At 59.5% G+C, this 17,702-nt stretch carries 12 protein-coding genes and 2 pseudogenes; 9 read left to right on the top strand and 5 right to left on the bottom strand.

Going from position 1 to position 17,702, the window contains the following annotated elements; translation table 11 throughout:
- The 7 genes and pseudogenes from PM2_RS30960 to PM2_RS05460 all read left to right on the top strand — a co-directional run.
- A pseudogene (locus PM2_RS30960) lies at positions 1-535 on the top strand (type VI secretion system Vgr family protein); the annotation flags it as partial.
- Positions 528-5,126 carry an RHS repeat-associated core domain-containing protein gene (locus PM2_RS05480; RefSeq protein WP_169739394.1) on the top strand — a complete coding sequence of 1,533 codons (4,599 nt, stop codon included), beginning with the start codon at positions 528-530 and terminating at the stop codon, positions 5,124-5,126. The pseudogene PM2_RS30960 and the gene PM2_RS05480, both read left to right, overlap by 8 nt.
- Positions 5,123-5,590, top strand: coding sequence for a hypothetical protein (locus PM2_RS05475; RefSeq protein WP_028698813.1), 468 nt, complete (start codon positions 5,123-5,125; stop codon positions 5,588-5,590). The genes PM2_RS05480 and PM2_RS05475 overlap by 4 nt, the downstream gene beginning before the upstream one ends.
- Before the next feature lie 185 nt (positions 5,591-5,775).
- Positions 5,776-5,988, top strand: coding sequence for a PAAR domain-containing protein (locus tag PM2_RS05470; protein WP_042131384.1), 213 nt, complete (start codon positions 5,776-5,778; stop codon positions 5,986-5,988).
- A gap of 125 nt (positions 5,989-6,113) precedes the next feature.
- Positions 6,114-7,337 (top strand): RHS repeat-associated core domain-containing protein, encoded by a 1,224-nt coding sequence (locus tag PM2_RS31845; RefSeq protein ID WP_060710057.1) that lies wholly within the window; start codon positions 6,114-6,116, stop codon positions 7,335-7,337.
- 205 nt (positions 7,338-7,542) lie between these two features.
- Positions 7,543-8,124, top strand: a complete 582-nt coding sequence (locus tag PM2_RS30665) for a DUF1963 domain-containing protein (RefSeq protein ID WP_154670322.1) — start codon at positions 7,543-7,545, stop codon at positions 8,122-8,124.
- A 12-nt stretch (positions 8,125-8,136) separates the two neighbouring features.
- Positions 8,137-8,418 (top strand): PAAR domain-containing protein, encoded by a 282-nt coding sequence (locus PM2_RS05460; protein WP_028698811.1) that lies wholly within the window; start codon positions 8,137-8,139, stop codon positions 8,416-8,418.
- A 289-nt stretch (positions 8,419-8,707) separates the two neighbouring features.
- Here the strand turns inward: PM2_RS05460 and PM2_RS05455 are convergent, their stop codons facing one another.
- From PM2_RS05455 to PM2_RS29780, 5 genes are all read right to left on the bottom strand, one after another.
- Positions 8,708-9,481 (bottom strand): IclR family transcriptional regulator, encoded by a 774-nt coding sequence (locus tag PM2_RS05455; protein ID WP_028698810.1) that lies wholly within the window; start codon positions 9,479-9,481, stop codon positions 8,708-8,710.
- 65 nt (positions 9,482-9,546) lie between these two features.
- Positions 9,547-11,004, bottom strand: a complete 1,458-nt coding sequence (locus PM2_RS05450; protein WP_028698809.1) for an amidase — start codon at positions 11,002-11,004, stop codon at positions 9,547-9,549.
- Positions 11,001-12,311, bottom strand: a complete 1,311-nt coding sequence (locus PM2_RS05445) for a citrate-proton symporter (protein WP_028698808.1) — start codon at positions 12,309-12,311, stop codon at positions 11,001-11,003. Before PM2_RS05445 ends, PM2_RS05450 begins: the two co-directional genes overlap by 4 nt.
- Before the next feature lie 82 nt (positions 12,312-12,393).
- Positions 12,394-13,569 carry a M20 aminoacylase family protein gene (locus PM2_RS05440; protein ID WP_028698807.1) on the bottom strand — a complete coding sequence of 392 codons (1,176 nt, stop codon included), beginning with the start codon at positions 13,567-13,569 and terminating at the stop codon, positions 12,394-12,396.
- A 182-nt stretch (positions 13,570-13,751) separates the two neighbouring features.
- Complete coding sequence (locus PM2_RS29780; protein WP_016715584.1) at positions 13,752-14,564, bottom strand: RHS repeat-associated core domain-containing protein; 813 nt, start codon at positions 14,562-14,564, stop codon at positions 13,752-13,754.
- Positions 14,565-14,724: 160 nt separating this feature from the next.
- Between PM2_RS29780 and PM2_RS05425 the strand changes: the two genes are divergently transcribed.
- Together PM2_RS05425 and PM2_RS31490 are read left to right on the top strand one after the other, a co-directional pair.
- On the top strand, positions 14,725-17,241 hold the full coding sequence (locus tag PM2_RS05425; protein WP_016715585.1) for an excinuclease ABC subunit UvrA: 2,517 nt from the start codon (positions 14,725-14,727) through the stop codon (positions 17,239-17,241).
- A 179-nt stretch (positions 17,242-17,420) separates the two neighbouring features.
- Positions 17,421-17,688: pseudogene (locus tag PM2_RS31490) on the top strand (hypothetical protein); the annotation flags it as partial.
- Positions 17,689-17,702 lie beyond the last annotated feature (14 nt).

The following is a 17,702-nucleotide window of genomic DNA, read 5'->3' as shown; positions in this document are numbered from 1 at the left end:
TACCACCTACAACGCCAGCGGGATACTGCACGCCACCGCTGGGCAATACACCGGGCATGCGACTGACTTCATCTACAAGGGCTCGAAGAGTCAGGCGGCGGCGTTTCCCGAAGACGTCAAAGCGGGCAATGGCAACCTGGAGCTGTTCCAGCACTACGCGAACAACCATGCATTCAAGGGGGCCAAGTACGAGGTCGAGGATGCACTTGGCCAGATCGTCAAAGGCACATTGGACGAGAACGGCTTTGCTGCCATATCCGGACTCGCATCGGGGCCAGTAAAAGTCCGGTTTGGCCGTGATCAGACCAAAGCCGTTTCCGCAGCACCCTTTGCGCAACAGCCTTCCGATCAAAGCACGCCCCTCAGCCCCGCAGCGGCGATGCAGGAAGCCGTGAGCCAACTCATCAAATCAGGCGAGATGGACGCTCACGATGCCAAGCGAGTCTTCCAATCCGCCCTGAAGGCACCGCTCACGACTGTCGCCCTGTCTAAAGAGCTCCCGCTCCCCACTGCAAGGACAAACCAACATGGATAGGTGCAGCGGGGTGGTTGCCCCTAAAGAGACGTTCGATGAAGAAGACGTAAAAGTCGGGACAGAGATGCTGGCCAAATGGCTAACAGATCTCACGGGAGACGCCGTCAACTGGAGGACTGTTATTTCTGTAGGCGAGATGCTGCCTGTGGCCGGGTCCATCTTTGCCGCAACAGATGCCATTGGCGACATCATCGAACTGGCCAAGGGAGACAATGCCTATAGAGCTGACCCGTTCAACTGGGTAGGGTTGGGTATCAATCTGTTTGCGATCGCCCCCCTACCGGGTGTCGGGCCTGCACGGAAGGTCATGCGCCCAGCGCTGAAATCGCTGAGAACCGCATCCAGGGACGGCATTCCTCAAGCGCTTCTCAAAGCCATTGAAGGCGCACTCGCCCATGTTTGCCCCGGCGAGCTTGAAGCGTTCATCGCCGAGATCGAAGCCAGATTGCAAAGCATTCTGGCCAGCTTTGCCGAGAAGATTGTCGAGGTGTGCAGGTTCCTTGCCGACTTGATCCGCTCGGTGGCAGATGGAACGGTGAAGGATGTTGCCCTGACAGCCCTGTTCCCAGGAATGCGGTTGGTGGCAGAAGCCTCTGACTTCTTCAAACGTAAGACCGGCTTTGGCTTCAGCAAAAATGAACTGGGCTTCGGAGAAAGCGAGAAGCTAAAAGCCCTGCTTGAACCTATCGCGCAAAGCCTCGAAAGCATCGGCCGGATGGCCGGTGACAAGGTCGTTGCCATCGGTAACAAGGCGGACTCAGGCAGCATCGCCTCTATCCTCGGCGTACTCCGCCTGGCATTGAGTAGAAGAGCAAACACCCCAAGACGAAGCAACATCGCACCTGGTTCAACCAGCCAAAGTCGTAATGTGCAGGGGCGACAGGCCACCGAGGCGGCCCCTGGGCAGCGGGCAACAAAGGCAGACCCAAACTGCAAGAAGCGTGGGGCAAAAGCGGGTACCAACTGCAGCATCAGCTTCGCCACGGGCAGTGAAACGATCGTGCATACCGATTTCCAACTGCCTGGCGTCTTCCCCATCGAGTGGAACCGCACCTACCGCTCTTCGCTTTCAGCATTTGACAGCGGGCCCTATGGAGCGCGCTGGATCACGCCGTTCGCCACTCGCTTCGATCTGAACGACGACCAACTCACCTACCATGGCACTGACGGCCGCAGTCAAAAGTACTCCCTGCCGAAGCTCAACGGCAGCCACTACGATGCGATCGAGAATGTGGTTATCGCTCGCACCGCCATAGACACCCTTGCCCTGCTTCGCGGTCATGAAAGCCAAGAGATCTACCAGCGCCACGGCAACCAGTTCCGCTTGAGCACCATCAAAAACAAGGGCGGTTCCAGCATTGCCCTGCACTACGAACACCGCGTGGCCGACACTGCCGTCCTCTCCGATCTGGTGACCTACCAGCACGACACACCACACCAGCATATTCACACGCAGATTGATGACCAGGGCCGCATCATCGCGCTTTGGCTGATGCACGAAGGCCAGCCGCAACGCCAGCTGGCGTCCTATATCCATGACACCCAGGGCGACCTGTGCAGCGCGAGGGACGAACATGGCGCCGAATGGACCTACCAGTACCAGCACCACCTGGTAACGCGCTACACCGACCGCACCGGCCGGGGCATGAACCTGGAATGGCTCGGCGAAGGCGCCGATGCCAAAGCCGTTCGCGAGTGGGGCGACGATGGCAGCCTGGACACCCGACTGAGCTGGGACCCGAACATTCGCCTGACCCGCATCGTGGATGCCAACGGCCATGAAACCCAGCACTTCTGCGACATTCTCGGCTACCCCTATCGCATCATCCATCCCGACAAGAACGAAGAATGGCTTTACCGGGATGCCGCCAAGAACGTCACCCAGCACATCCATACCGATGGCAGCAGCGATGTCTATGCCTACGACGAGCGCGGCAACCTGCTGCAACACACCCGCCCGGACGGCTCATCGGTCCACCATGCCTATGACGACCTGGACCAGCGCTTCAAGACCCGCGATGCCGAGGGCGGCTTGTGGCGGTACGACTACGACCAGCGCGGCAACATCATCGAAACCCAGGACCCGCTGGAGAACAAGACCCTCTACACCTACAACAGCGACAACCTGCCCATTGCCATCACCGACGCCAACGGCGGTGAAAAGAAGCTGGCGTATAACCGTGACGGGCAGTTGATCAGCTACACCGATTGCTCGGGTAAGACCACACAGTGGAAGTACAACGCCTTGGGGCAGCTGAGCAAACTGATCAACGCCGCCGGCGAGGTGACCGAATACCAGTACGAAGCGGGTCAGCTGGTGTCGCTCATCCATCCAGACAAAACCACAGAGCGCTTCGAGCGTGACGCCGAAGGCCGCCTGCTCAGCCACACCGATGCCCTGCACCGTCGCACTTCATGGACCTACGACGAAGCGGGATTGATCCATCAGCGCCTCAACGCCAACAGCACCACGCTCACCTACCATTGGGACAAGCTCGGCCAGCTCGTGCGCCTGCGCAACGAGAACAACAGCGAGGCCAGTTTCAAGTACGACCCCGCAGGTCGCCTGCTGAAGGAAACCGGCTTCGACAAGGAAACCACCCACTACCTCTACGACAACGGCAGCAACCTGCCCACCCGCCGTGTGGATGGCGACAGAACCACCCACTTCGAATACGACCCCATGGGCCGACTCATCCAGCGCAAGGCTGGACGGCGTGGCGGTGAGAAGTGGGAGGTTGAAACGTTCGCCTACGATGGCAATGGCAACCTGCTGGCGGCCAACAACGGCGCCTGCAGGCTGCACTGGTTCTACGATGCGGCAGGCAACAACACCCGTGAGCATCAGTGGCTGGATTACCTGGTCAAGCCACAGGTTGCCGTGTTCAAGCATGAGTACGATGCCCTCAACCAACGCATCGCCACCACCCGCCCCGATGGCCACCGGGTCAGCTGGCTGACCTACGGCAGTGGCCACCTGCTCGCGCTAAAACTTGATGACCAGGAACTGATCAGCTACGAGCGTGATGACCTGCATCGGGAGATCGGCCGCGTGCAAGGCAATGGCTTGGTCCAGCGACAAACCTGGAGCCCAAATGGCCAGTTGCTGGAACAGACACTGGCCCGCCAGGGAGAGTCCAAACGCATCGCAGCGCGCAGCTATCGCTACGACGAAGCGGGCCAGTTACACCACATCAAAGACCTGAACCGTGGCGATCTGCGCTATCGCTATGACCCGGTAGGTCGCTTGCTGGAGGCCAGGCACAACTACGAGAAAGAGACGTTCGCCTTCGACCCGGCGAGCAACCTGCTGGACCCCGAGGCACCACCGGGACCCAATCCGCACTCGCCACGCAAGTTGATGGACAACGTGCTACGCAGCTACTGCGGCACGCAGTATCGGTATGACGAACGCGGCAACCTGCTGGAGCGCATTGAAAACGGCAAGACCGGCAAATTCACCTGGGACCTCTATGACCGGCTGCGGCGCTACGAAGATGACCGGCTGGTTGTCGAGTTTGGCTACGACGCGTTAGGTCGCCGTGTGTACAAAGATTCTCGCTCGAAGTACCGCAACCGGGTACAGGCTGGGCCGGTCTGGAACGAGAACGCCCGGCGTGCGCTGGATGAAAAGCTGGGCTGCGATCTGACACTGTTTATCTGGGACGGGGACACACTGGCGTTTGAGCAGCGCGGTCGGGAGGGCAAGGGGCGGACTACGCACTATGTGTTTGAGCCTGGGACCTTCGTTCCGGTCGCGCAAGGGGTGATGAATCATATTGAGGAGATGCTGCATCAACCGAGGTATGCGTTTCCGTATGACTTCGATCGAGATCCGGTTTGGCAACACAAGCCGACACCGAAACCATTCGATGACATTGAATGGCACCAATGTGACCAGCTCGGTACATCATCAGGAATAACTGATAAAGACGGAAAGTTGACAGAGCAAGGAAGCTACAAGGCTTGGGGGGCGTCGGCTGAATCGTCGAAAGATGGAGGTGGTCAATTAACAACAAACAGCCTTCTTCGCTTTCAGGGCCAGTATTTCGATGCCGAAACAAAACTTCACTATAATCGATATCGATACTATGACCCGCACACTGGTCGCTTCATAAGCAAGGACCCAATTGGCTTCTTAGGTGGGCTGAACATCTTCATCTTTCCAAGCAATCCAGTTCAGTGGACTGATCCGTACGGGCTTAAGAAGAAAGCCGCCCCCTCCTGCTGTCCAACAGAAATTGACCCCTGCGCCGATGATGGCAAGACTCACATCGTATACCAAGCCCCAGATCCAAGGCACAAAGACCAAAATGACAACCCCTTGATCTATACAGGGAAAGCCTCAGGCTATGGGACACCGGCAAGTGTTCTCAGCAGGCGATTCAGTGGCGGCCATCACCGCAAAATCGACCTAAGCTCTGCCACAATCATACATACTACAGATTCTTATGCAGCGGTGAGAGGTATCGAGCACATGGAAAAGGTTCAACTCGGAGAAAGAGCAACCAAACAGAACAACCCCATAGGGGGCCGAAATAGAAACAAGCCGACCTATATAGAATGCGCAGAGAGGCATCTAGCAAAATGAAAAGCAAGAAGTTAAAGGTGATCCCTGGGGACATATTTGCGGTCCCGCTATCAAGTCGAGAACCACTCTACGGATACATTCGGGCATATCAAGACCCTGACATAGCAATTCTCCCCATCGTCTCTAGGGGCATACTATCAAATATCATGAATTTCATAGAGCTCAAATCTTATCAGGATATTCTAACCATACGAAAACCCATGGAAAACGGCGAATGGCCGAAAGTTGCAAGCATCCCATTTCCAGACGAAGAGTCAACATGGGCCCCTCCTAGGAAACAGGTATCTGACATCAGGCCTGACATTCGCCTAGTCGTATCAAAAGGTGAATTCATCCCTGCCTCCATATTTGGGAAATTCGAGGAGCTCCCACCGCTCGTAAAATTAAATAGTGAGGCACTTATCCAGAGAATCCTTGAGCTTTCAAAAGAATTCAACACGCTCAATAGAGATGACAGCAAGTGACCCATAAGCTGATGGGCGGAGCCGTAAAGCGCAACAGTCCGTTACCACTAAGAAAGAGAAATCGAATCACTCATATCGATTGCAATGAGACAACGAAAAGGAAACATGACTTCAGATTACTATAGGAGCAGGAGTCGATGGATATTGTTCGCTTAGATGACACTACGGACTATTAGGAAAGGGTTATCGATGCAATTCCTCATACCAAGTTCAATGGCAAACCAATTGCTGGGAAAGGCAGCATGGTGTTTTGCCCACTCTGCAAGGGCGAGTTCCCAATCATCGAATGCAGCGACACCTACCGCGTCAATGGCATCCCCGTCGCACTCGACGGCATGAAGACCGCGTGCGGCGCCAGCCTGATCGCAAGCGCATCACATGTCAGCGTCCATCGCTGAGTCAACCAGCCCAAGTGGGGTAAGCGGACAACAGACATCCAAGCAGTATGTCTGTTGCCGCCGCTCCCAACTTTCGATTGAGGCCTGATCCGCTTGTACTCATCTCCGTCGGTATACGTGGGCTGATGACGCTGGCTTACCAAAGGGAGTCCAAACGCATCGCGGCGCGCAGCTATCGCTATGACCCGGTGGGTCGCTTGCTCGAAGCCAGGCACAACTACGAGAAAGAGACGTTCGCCTTCGACCCCGCGAGCAACCTGCTGGACCCCGAGGCACCACCGGGCCCCAATCCCCACTCGCCACGCAAGCTGATGGACAACGTGCTGCGCAGCTACTGCGGCACGCAGTACCGGTATGACGAGCGCGGCAACCTGCAGGAGCGGATTGAGAACGGCAAGGCCGGCAAGTTCACCTGGGACCTCTATGACCGGCTGCGGCGGTATGAGGATGACCGGCTGGTTGTCGAGTTTGGCTACGACGCGTTAGGTCGCCGTGTGTACAAAGATTCGCGCTCAAAGTACCGCAACCGGGTACAGGCGGGGCCGGTCTGGAACGAGAACGTGCGGCGTGCGCTGGATGAAAAGCTGGGCTGCGATCTGACGCTGTTTATCTGGGATGGGGACACGCTGGCGTTTGAGCAACGCGGTCGGGAGGGCAAGGGGCGGACTACGCACTATGTGTTTGAGCCGGGGAGTTTCATCCCGGTGGCGCAAGGGGTGATGAACCACATTGAGGAAATGCTGCATCAGCCGAACTATGAGTTCCCGTATAACGTCGACAGCGATCCGGTCTGGCAGCAGCAACCGGCGCCGAGATCTATTGAGAAGGTTGACTGGTATCAATGCGATCATCTTGGAACACCTAAAGAACTCACCAATGATTTTGGACACATTGCTTGGAGCAGCGACCACAAGGCCTGGGGCCAAACAAGTACAAATCTTGGCAACAGCTCTAACGGCGAGATGTGCAATAGTCAATGGCGTTTCCAAGGGCAATATTTTGACATCGAAACAGGGCTACACTACAACCATCATCGATACTACAATCCCAGCATAGGTAGATACATCACCAAGGATCCAATTGGGTTCATAGGCGGGATTAATGTATACAACTACGCCCCAAATCCTACCGAGTGGATTGACCCATTAGGGCTAGCGCGAAATTGTCAGCTGGGGAGATATGCGGACCTTACTGGACAAGGCCATGAAGGAGACGGCTTAGATGCACATGAATTCATACGACACCAGGCACTCCGGCAGATGGGAGTAACGTCTTCCGCTGCGCGAAACCCCCAACAACCCTTCGATAGCCATTCCACGCTCCATGCATACAGCTGCACACAGAAATGAGTCCGCACTGGCTGAAAAACACCTAAACTTAGGAATCAATCAATTCGACTTCAACAGTTCTGGCACACCCAGCAAACGACTGATGGATGTTTGGCAAGGCGCCCTTCGGCAAGCAGGCGTGCCAGCATCACAGGCAAGAAGACTTAGGGTTCAAGCCAGTCAATTCATCAACTGCGATTGTTTCTGCCCATAGGAGTTTATTACTTTGAAAAAACTAACATTCTCAGCCCCCCCAAAGAAAGATGAGGCCTTCCTAGGAGGAAGTCCGTGCCTACCCCAAAATATAGCATGGCCGCATGACTCACAAGGCTGCCCACTAATACATCTAATCAGCCTGCCCGCAAGCTTTATTAACGATAATAGTAATGAGATCTCAGTAGATCGCGAACTTACCATCTCTGTATTCACCCCCTTCGACACCAACCCTCTAAACCACATACATAAAGCAATGAATGAAAATGGCATTGCTATTGCGTACTCAGTCGCGAATATTGAAAGAAGTGAACACCCCTTCCCCCTCAAAAAACTCCCCATTGGGACGGAGGAAACAAACGAGCAAGACAGTAGTGCAAATGGGATATCGAAAGTAGGGGGAATACCATGCTGGATACAAGATGACGAGAGCAACGGATTGGTTTTTTTTATGCAAATCGATGAATACGACCTAGACGCGCTGTTCCCAGACCACAGAGGCCTATTCGCAGGAGGCATGAGCTACTTACTTTTATCCCCTAATATTTCTGAGAGCGGTACTGAAGCCGGACTCTTAAAAATACAAACTTCCTAAAGGCGATATTTTATGAGCCACATCGTTCGCCTTGGCGATAGGACAGATCATGGAGGGTACGTAATTGAAGGTATCCCGCATACAAACCTCAACGGCAAACCAATGGTCGGCAAAGGCAACATGGTCTTCTGCCCGCTATGCAAGGGCGAGTTCCCAATAATCGAAGGCAGCGACACCTACCGCGTCAACGGCATCCCCGTCGCCCTTGACGGCATGAAAACCGCGTGCGGCGCCACCCTTATCGCCAGCGCATCACATGGCAGCGTCCATCGCCGAGCCAACTTGGCCAAGTGAAGTAGGCGAACAACAGACATCCAAGCAGTATGTCTGTTGCCGCCGCTCCCAACTTTCGAGCTCCTCTACGTTGGTATACGTGGGCTGATGACGCTAGCCCGCCAAGGGAAGTCCAAACGCATCGCGGCGCGCAGTTATCGCTACAACGAAGCTAGCCAGTTACACCACATCAAAGACCTGAACAGCGGCGATTTGCGCTATCGCTATGACCCATCGGCTCACTTGCTCGAAACCAGACACAACAAGAACAAAAGCGGGTTTACCCACGAAAAGGCCGGCTCAGAAAAACTCAGGCCATCATGGCCCGCTGTACTTCACCTACGGTGCTCTCCAGGCTGCCAAGGTGCAGGTTCAACACCCGCTCGACCGGCGCCTGGTCCAGTGGCCAGTGCAAGGCAATGCTCCCGGCCAGGCGCCCTTCGGCATGTACCGGCAAGGCGATGGCGCGAATCAGGAACGGCAACCGCACCGGATACTCCCAGTGACCTTCGGTCCGCTGGCCAAAGCCCTTGTGTGCGTCTTCCTCGATATTGCGCAGCACCGTGTCATCGCGCAGCCGCTCATGGGCCGCCAAGCGCTGCACTTCGTCCTCCGCCAGCTCACCCAGGCAGGCCCGCCCCATCGCCGAATGGAACAGGCTGGCATGGTGCCCAACAATCTGGCAGGTGTGCGGGTAGCGCTTGCGCAACACTTGGGGGATGGCACTCTCCATCACCTCCAGCCGTTCGCCGTCAAAGCACGACAGGTCTGCTACCAGCCCGGTGCGTTCGCTCAGCTCCAGCAGCATGGGCGCAGCGCTTTCCACCAGGCGTCGCTTGAAACGCAACTGGCGGTCGCCGAACAGGCGCCGCGCGCACAGCCGGTAGCGCCGGTCGCTCAGGCCACGGTACACCCAGCCTTGCTCCTGCAAGGTGGCAAGCATGCGCGATACCGTGGCCTTGGGCAGCGCCGTCAGGTAATGCAGTTCCTCCAGGCCCAGCGCCTGGTGTTCGCCCAACAGGTCGACAATGGCCAACGCCCGTTCCACGGAACGTACGCCGCCACTGTCTGCCGTGATGCCCATGGTTTTGACCTCCTTGTCGCGGGATGGTCAGCATAGCCAGCAAGATCCGCGCCTGCCCGGTGCTTTCATGACGCCTGCAGGCACTGGGGTGGGCAACGCTCCACCCACCGGGTGAGCTGTTCATGGGCATACGCCAACTGCAACACCGCATGGTCAGCCTGGGCCGGGCCTATGATTTGCAGGCCCATGGGCAACCCGGCAGCACTGAACCCGACCGGTACGCTGAGGCTCGGCAAGCCGGCCAGGGTCGGCCCGATCACCACCTCCATCCAGCGGTGGTAGGTGTCCATCGCCCGCCCCCCAACCACCGTCGGCCATGGCTGGCGTGCATCGAAAGGGAACACCTGGGCCGATGGCAACAGCAAAAAATCGTAACGTTCGAACAGATGGGCCAAAGCTCGGTACCAGTCGCTGCGGTCCAGCGAAGCCTGGTACAGCGCTGCCGCACTCAGTTGCAAACCCCCTTCCACTTCCCACTGTGCCTCAGGCTTGAGCCGTGCGCGCTTGTTCGGGTCGGCATAGGCCGCGCCGAGGTTGCCGTGCACCAGGAAGTGGCGATGGGTCAGCCAGCATTGCCACAACCGCGCGAGGTCGAATGCCGGCTGGCAAGCCTCCACCCGGCAGCCCAGTTCGGCAAAGTCGGCCAGCGCCGACTCGCACAGGCTCATCACCCCGTCATCCATGGGCAGGTAGCCGTTGTAATCACCCAGCCAGCCGACCCGCACGCCCCGGAAATCACGCTGCAAACCGGCGGTAAAATCCCGCCGACCTTCGCTCAGCGACAGGGGTACCCGTGCGTCGACGCCAGCCTGTATCGACAGCAACCGCGCCACGTCAACCACGCTGCGGCCCATGGGCCCCTCGGTGGCCAGCTGCTGCACGAACAGTTCGGGCGCAGGCCCATGGGGCACTCGGCCCTGTGAGGGGCGCAGGCCGAACACATTGTTGAACGCCGCCGGGTTGCGCAGCGAGCCCATCATGTCGCTACCGTCGGCGACCGGCAGCAGGCGCATGGCCAGCGCCGCTGCCGCCCCGCCACTGCTGCCACCGGCCACACGCTGCGGGTCGTAGGCATTGGTGGTGGTACCGAACAGGGTGTTGTAGGTTTGCGAGCCGAGGCCGAACTCGGGCACGTTACTCTTGCCCACGATCAGCGCCCCGCTCGCCCGCACCCGCGCAACACTGATCGCGTCCTGCTCGGGTACCTGTTCGGCAAACAAGGGGGAGCCAAGGGTGGTGCGCAGCCCGGCAGTGGCTGCCAGGTCCTTGATCGCCTGCGGCATGCCATGCATCCAGCCTCGCGAATGGCCACGGGCCAGTTCACGGTCACGCTCATCGGCCTCGGCCAGCAGCGCTTCGGCCGGGCGCAGTGAGACCAGCGCATTGACGACAGGGTTGCAGCGTTCGATGTGCAGCAGGTAGGCCTGCATCACGTCCCGACACGACACCTGGCGGGCATGGATAGCCTGGGACAATGCATCGGCATCGAGGGCTACGAGGGGGTCGATGGCTAGCGGCTTCACGGTTTCACTCCAAGGTTGAAGTTGGCAGACTTGGCCACCCGAGGTGCTTCTTTCAGGCAGTAGGTACCCAGCAGCGTCAGCAGGCAGGCGAACAGCACATAGAACGAAGGCGCCACCGGGGTGCCGAGCACCTTGCTCAGCCAGGTCACGATCAACGGCGCAAAGCCGCCGAACACCATCACTGCCACGTTATAGGCCACCGACACACCGGTGGAGCGCACCTCGACCGGGAACTGCTCGGCCAATGCAGTGGGTGCCGGGCCGAAGAAGCCGCCGATGACGGTGCACAGCAGCAGTTGCATGATCAGCAGGCGCTCCACGGACGGCGCTGCGGCCACCCATACATACAGCGGGTAGACCATCACGAAGAACGCCAAGGTGAAGGCCATCAGAACCGGGCGCCTGCCCAGCCGGTCCGACAGCGCGCCAGACAACGGAATCACAACGGTCATCAGCCCCACGGCCAGCATCTGCACCAGCAGCACCTGGTCCAGCGGCAGCCCGAGGTTCTTGTGGGCGAAGGTCGGCATGTTCACCAGCACCACGTAGAACGACACCGTCGCGCCACAGGCCAGGCCCATCGACACCAGCAGGCTGCGCCGGTGCTCACGCAACACCTGCCACAGGCTGGGCGAGTGGCCCTTGGCCTGGCGGCGCGCTTCGACGAACTCTTCCGGCTCCTCCATATGCTTGCGAATCCACAGCCCCACCGGGCCGATCAGCAGGCCGAGCACGAACGGAATGCGCCAGCCCCAGCTGTCCAGTGCCTCAGGCGAACACAGGTGCGTCACCAGGGCGACCATTGCCGCCCCGGAAAACACCGCCAGGCACTGCCCCACCAGTTGCCACGAACCATACAGACCCTTGCGGTGGGCCGGCGCACTTTCCACCAGAAACGCTGTCGCGCTGGCGTATTCGCCACCGGTAGCGAAGCCCTGCAGCATACGCGCCACCACGATCAGCATCGGCGCGGCCATGCCAATGGCCAGGTAATCGGGGGCAAAAGCGATCATGGCGATCGACACGGTCATCAGCCGGATGATCATCTGCATGGCCGCCTTGCGGCCCTTGCGATCGGAATACATGCCCAGCAACACACCACCCACCGGGCGCATGAAAAAGCCGACGCCAAAGGTGGCCAGGGCCATCAGCAGCGAGGCGTACTCATCGTCGGACGGGAAAAACTGCCGGGCAATGATGCTGGCCAGAAAGCCATACACGATAAAGTCATACCACTCCAGGGCGTTGCCGATAACGGCAGCGACCACCTGCCGGGTACGCGACACGCCAGTGCTCGAAGTCTGCATAGGGGAACACTCCACACAATGATTGGGTGATCACCCGGGCACGGTCGCACCCGGGTTCCAGCGGCAGTCGTAAATGGGAAGGTCAGGCGGGTGCGAGCCAGCGCTCTGCCAGCGCGCCCCAGTAGGCGGCGCCGGTCAGCAGGATGTCGTCGTTGAAGTCGTAGGCCGGGTTGTGCACCATCGGCCGCGATACCCCATTGCCGATGAACAGGTAGGCACCCGGGCAACGTTGCAGCATCCAGGCGAAGTCTTCGCTGCCCATCAGCTTGCGGGTGTTGGCATCCACCGCCTCGGCACCCAGCAGTTCCACCCCGACCTGCGTGGCGAAGGCGTTCTCTGCGCCATGGTTGACCAGCACCGGGTAAGCCGGACGGTGTTCGATGCTGGCACTGCAGCCAAAGCTTTCGGCCTGGCTGACGATGATCGCCCGCACCCGTTCCAGGGTCTTTGCCCGCACCTCGGCGTTCAGAGCGCGCAAGCTAAGGCGCAGCAACGCCTGCTGCGGGATCACGTTGGCCGCTTCACCGGCCTGCAGCGCACCCACCGTGACAACAGCCGCCTCCTGCGCATCGATATTACGCGCCACCACGGTTTGCAGTGCCATCACCACACTGGCCGCCGCCACCAGCGGGTCGATGGTCAGGTGCGGCATCGAACCATGGCCGCCAACCCCGTCGAGTGTCACCGTCAGCAAGTCTTGCGAGGCCATCATCGGGCCCTCGCGAAAACCCAGGTGCCCGGCTGGCAGGCCCGGCATGTTGTGCATGCCGAACAGGGCATCGCAAGGGAAGCGCTCCAGCAGGCCGTCGGCCAGCATCGCCTCGGCGCCGCCCTGGCCCTCCTCGGCCGGCTGGAAGATCAGCGTCAGCGTGCCGTCGAACTGCCGGGTCGCCGCCAGGTACCGCGCGGCGCCGAGCAGCATGGTGGTGTGACCGTCATGGCCGCAGGCGTGCATGCAACCCTGGTGCTGGCTGCTGTACGTCGCGCCCGTGGCCTCGTGGATGGGCAGCGCGTCCATGTCGGCGCGCAGGCCCAGACGGCGTGAGCTGCTGCCATTGCGTAACACGCCGACCACGCCAGTCTTGCCGATGCCGGTGTGCACCTCATAGCCCCACGCCTCAAGCAACTGGGCGACCAGTGCAGACGTGCGGTTTTCTTCAAAACCCAGTTCCGGGTGAGCGTGGATATCGTGACGGATCGCGTGCAGCTCGCTGGCCACATCGTCAAGCCAGGCCAGGATGTGCTGATGTCGGGACATGTGGAGTCTCCTCGCGCGGGTGGTTTCCCGTTCTTGTTGTTCGCCTTGAGGTCACGACGGCTGAGGCAGGTCGTTCTTGCAAACAGATAAGCGCGAGGAGCGATGAAGCACAATCGAATCTGGTTTCACAGCGTGGAACCGAAAGCGCCGATCAGGGCTGCCATTGCTTGCAACGGCAAGCACTACTTCATGGCGGGGAGGCGAACCAATAATATTTGTTCTGGCAAGGGTTCGAGAATGGCCGATTCCCGGCCGCGTAATTGGTTCCAGCCGGTGGCTTCCTTGATGGACTCTATTACCAACTTGCCAAGTGGCAATCTATTCGCTGTGGCTTCCTGATAAGTCGATTTTACATCGTTGAACAGTTGCCTCAGCTTGCCCACTCCGGCGAGAGAGCCTGCGGCTATTCCGGCCCCGGTCACCAGTTCAGCCCCCACTGACTCAAAGGGCGCTGAAAAAGCGAACACCGCACTGGGTGCCTTGACGATGGTACCCGCCAGGCCGCCCATAAATATCATTGCATTATTGGTACGGCTTGAATTGTTGAACTCCTTGGGTATTGGCGTTCCGTTAGCCTTGGCAATTGAACGTTTGACGATTGCTTTGGATGCCTTGTTCAGTGAAGACAACATGCCTACCGTTCCCCAAACAAGTCCTGTTGCTTGCCCGACTACCCGTGTGGGCGAATGACCATCACGGTCGACCTTGTTAATCGGGTCCCCCATGCAGTAGGCATAGGCATTAAGCCCTCCACGACCAAACGGGCTGAATACGTCCGGGCTGTGAAAGCGCATTGTCCCGGTGTGATAGGCACGCTTGCCGTTGCCAAGTAGATAACCCTGCGGCAGAAGCGCGCCGGCCTCTCCGGCAAAGGCCAACAGCGGGCAGCCCTTGCCCCCCTGATAGCCATAGGGTGTATAGGGCTGTAACGGGAAGTTATTACTGGCGTGCACGGAGGCCTGTTGGTCAATGGCCAATAAATATGAAGTTCGCATGTTTTGCAGTTCCTGTTAGTGTTACTTGCCCCTTCACACTAACCCCATCACCCTTAATCAATAACTCGCAGATTTGCTGAGCGGAAACATTACCCACACACGATGGCTGCAATTACTGTTACCTTGGGCGCACTGTTCCGAAACAGCCAAGGACTGCGTCATGCCTCCACGCCCAATCACCCCAAACGGCTTCGTCCGTGTGCGGGGTGCCCGCGAGCACAACCTGAAGAACATCGATGTCGATATCCCCCGCGATGCGCTGGTGGTGTTTACCGGCGTATCCGGCTCAGGCAAATCGTCACTGGCCTTCTCCACGTTGTATGCCGAAGCCCAGCGCCGCTATTTCGAATCAGTGGCACCCTATGCCCGGCGCCTGATCGACCAGGTTGGCGTGCCAGACGTAGATGCGATCGAAGGCCTGCCTCCAGCCGTGGCCCTGCAGCAGCAACGTGGCACACCCAGTGCGCGTTCCTCGGTGGGCAGCGTGACCACCTTGTCCAACTCGATCCGCATGCTCTACTCACGCGCCGGCCACTACCCGGCCGGGCAAGCGATGCTATATGCCGAAGACTTTTCGCCAAACACGCCCCAGGGCGCGTGCCCGGAGTGCCATGGCATGGGCCGGGTCTTCGAGGTGACCGAAGCGACCATGGTCCCCGACCCGTCACTGACCATTCGCGAACGCGCGGTGGCAGCGTGGCCGATGGCCTGGCAGGGCCAGAACCAGCGCGACATTCTGGTAACGCTGGGCTATGACGTCGATATCCCTTGGCGCGACTTGCCCCAGGCGCAACGCGACTGGATCCTGTTCACCGAAGAAACGCCCACCGCGCCGGTGTATGCCGGCCTGACGCCCGCGCAGACCCGCGCCGCACTCAAGCGCAAGCAGGAGCCTAGCTATCAAGGCACGTTCATGGGTGCCCGGCGTTACGTGCTGCATACCTTCATGCACTCGCAGAGCGCACAGATGCGTAAACGCGTGGCCCAGTACATGCGCCCCATCCCCTGCCCGCTGTGCCAAGGCAAGCGCTTGAAGCGCGAGTCGCTGGGCGTGACCTTCGCCGGCATGGATATCGCCGAACTGTCGCACTTGTCGCTGCAGGCGCTGGCCGAGGTGTTCCGCAAAGTGTCGGCAGCTGACTATCTGGCGCACCCGCAAGACGACCTGACCCTGGAAAAGCGCCTGGCGGCACAACGCATCGCCAAGGAATTGCTGGAGCGCATCGACACGCTGCTCGACCTTGGCCTCGGTTACCTGGCCCTGGAGCGCAGCACCCCCACCTTGTCTTCGGGTGAGCTGCAACGCTTGCGCCTGGCCACCCAGCTCAACTCACAGCTGTTCGGTGTGATCTACGTGCTTGACGAGCCCTCGGCCGGCTTACACCCGGCCGACAGCGAGGCGTTGTTGGAAGCCCTGCAACGCCTGAAGCACGCGGGCAACTCGGTGTATGTGGTGGAGCACGACCTGGACACCATGCGCCGCGCCGACTGGCTGGTGGATGTAGGGCCGGCTGCCGGCGAGCATGGTGGCACCATACTCTACAGCGGGCCGCCCGCAGGCCTGGCCGAGGTCGAGCCATCTTGCACCCGCACCTATCTGTTCAATGCACAGTCCCGGGCCACACGTGCGCCACGCCAGGCCCGAAACTGGCTCACGCTTGAAGGCATTACCCGTAACAACCTCAACAACCTCAGCGCCGCATTCCCGCTGGGCTGCTTTACCGCCGTTACGGGCATTTCCGGCTCGGGCAAGTCCAGCCTGGTCAGCCAGGCCCTGCTGGAGCTGGTCGGTGCGCACCTGGGCCATGCCGAGCAACGCAGCGAGCCCGAAGAACCAAGCCTGGAGGACGCGCCTGAGCAGACCGGCAGTGGGCATGTCAGCGCTGGCCTGGATAGCATCAAGCGCCTGGTACAGGTCGACCAGAAGCCGATCGGTCGCACGCCTCGCTCCAACCTGGCCACCTACACCGGCCTGTTCGACCACGTGCGCAAGCTGTTCGCGGCCACTGAGCAGGCCAAGGCACAGGGCTTCGACGCGGGGCGCTTTTCCTTCAACGTTGCCAAGGGCCGCTGCGCCAATTGCGAAGGCGAAGGCTTCGTCAGCGTTGAGCTGCTGTTCATGCCCAGTGTCTACGCCCCCTGCCCCACCTGCCATGGAGACCGCTACAACCCTGAAACCCTGGCGGTGAGCTGGCAAGGCATGAACATTGCGCAAGTGCTGCAGTTGACTGTCGAGCAAGCCCTGCAGGTCTTTGCCGAACAGCCACCGGCGCGGCGTTGCCTGCAAGTGTTGCAGGACATCGGCCTGGGCTACCTTCGCCTGGGCCAACCGGCTACCGAACTGTCCGGTGGTGAAGCGCAACGGATCAAACTGGCGACCGAGCTGCAACGCACGGCCCGCGGGGCAACGCTGTATGTGCTGGACGAGCCCACCAACGGCTTGCACCCGCAAGACATCGACCGGTTGCTGGTGCAACTGAACCGCCTGGTCGACGGCGGGCACAGCGTGGTGGTGGTTGAACATGACATGCGTGTGGTAGCGCAAAGCGACTGGGTGATCGATATCGGGCCGGGTGCCGGCGATGCCGGGGGCAAGGTGGTGGTCAGTGGCACGCCGCAGGTGGTGGCTGGGTGTGCGGTAAGCCGTACAGCAGCATTTTTGGCCAAGGCCCTGTAAAAGCGCGCATTGCCAGGTTCCAGGCAGAGGCTTAGATTGCGATCAATTCTTAATTGCGCTCCTCTCCCGGAACCTCGCGCCTGCCATGCCGCCCGCCGACCCTACCCTCAACCTGCAGGTCCAGACGCTGTACACCGAGCACCACGGCTGGCTGCAGGGTTGGCTAGGGCAGTTGCAGTCGGGCACCGCTGACCGTGGGCGTGCGGCGGCAATCGATCAGCGTCGACAGCTGGGCGACCGGCACCGGTGCGCGCAACACGCCTTACGACGAATCCATCACTACCCCGGTGTATGGCCTGGTGATCAAGCCCTGGGAACATGTGTCGTTCGCAGTAGGACACCTTCAACATGGACGGCGAAGAGTTCAACAAGGGGGTGGAGCTGAATGTGTTCGGTGAGCCGGTGGACGGCCTGCGGCTGCTGACCGGTGCGATGTTCATGCACACGATCTCAATGCCACC

Origin of the sequence: Pseudomonas monteilii NBRC 103158 = DSM 14164, from assembly GCF_000730605.1 — a bacterium.
Taxonomy (GTDB): Bacteria; Pseudomonadota; Gammaproteobacteria; order Pseudomonadales; family Pseudomonadaceae; genus Aquipseudomonas; species Aquipseudomonas monteilii.
Note: the sequence above shows the minus strand (reverse complement) of the source record. Positions and strands in the feature narration are given on the sequence as shown.

What these genes read in the sequence shown, in the direction of transcription:
- PM2_RS05480 (WP_169739394.1), top strand. Translation starts at nt 528, where the DNA reads ATGGATAGGTGCAGCGGGGTGGTTGCCCCTAAAGAGACGTTCGATGAA.
- PM2_RS05475 (WP_028698813.1), top strand. Translation starts at nt 5,123, where the DNA reads ATGAAAAGCAAGAAGTTAAAGGTGATCCCTGGGGACATATTTGCGGTC.
- PM2_RS31845 (WP_060710057.1), top strand. Translation starts at nt 6,114, where the DNA reads ATGACGCTGGCTTACCAAAGGGAGTCCAAACGCATCGCGGCGCGCAGC.
- PM2_RS05460 (WP_028698811.1), top strand. Translation starts at nt 8,137, where the DNA reads ATGAGCCACATCGTTCGCCTTGGCGATAGGACAGATCATGGAGGGTAC.
- PM2_RS05455 (WP_028698810.1), bottom strand. Translation starts at nt 9,481, where the DNA reads ATGGGCATCACGGCAGACAGTGGCGGCGTACGTTCCGTGGAACGGGCG.
- PM2_RS05445 (WP_028698808.1), bottom strand. Translation starts at nt 12,311, where the DNA reads ATGCAGACTTCGAGCACTGGCGTGTCGCGTACCCGGCAGGTGGTCGCT.
- PM2_RS05440 (WP_028698807.1), bottom strand. Translation starts at nt 13,569, where the DNA reads ATGTCCCGACATCAGCACATCCTGGCCTGGCTTGACGATGTGGCCAGC.
- PM2_RS29780 (WP_016715584.1), bottom strand. Translation starts at nt 14,564, where the DNA reads ATGCGAACTTCATATTTATTGGCCATTGACCAACAGGCCTCCGTGCAC.
- PM2_RS05425 (WP_016715585.1), top strand. Translation starts at nt 14,725, where the DNA reads ATGCCTCCACGCCCAATCACCCCAAACGGCTTCGTCCGTGTGCGGGGT.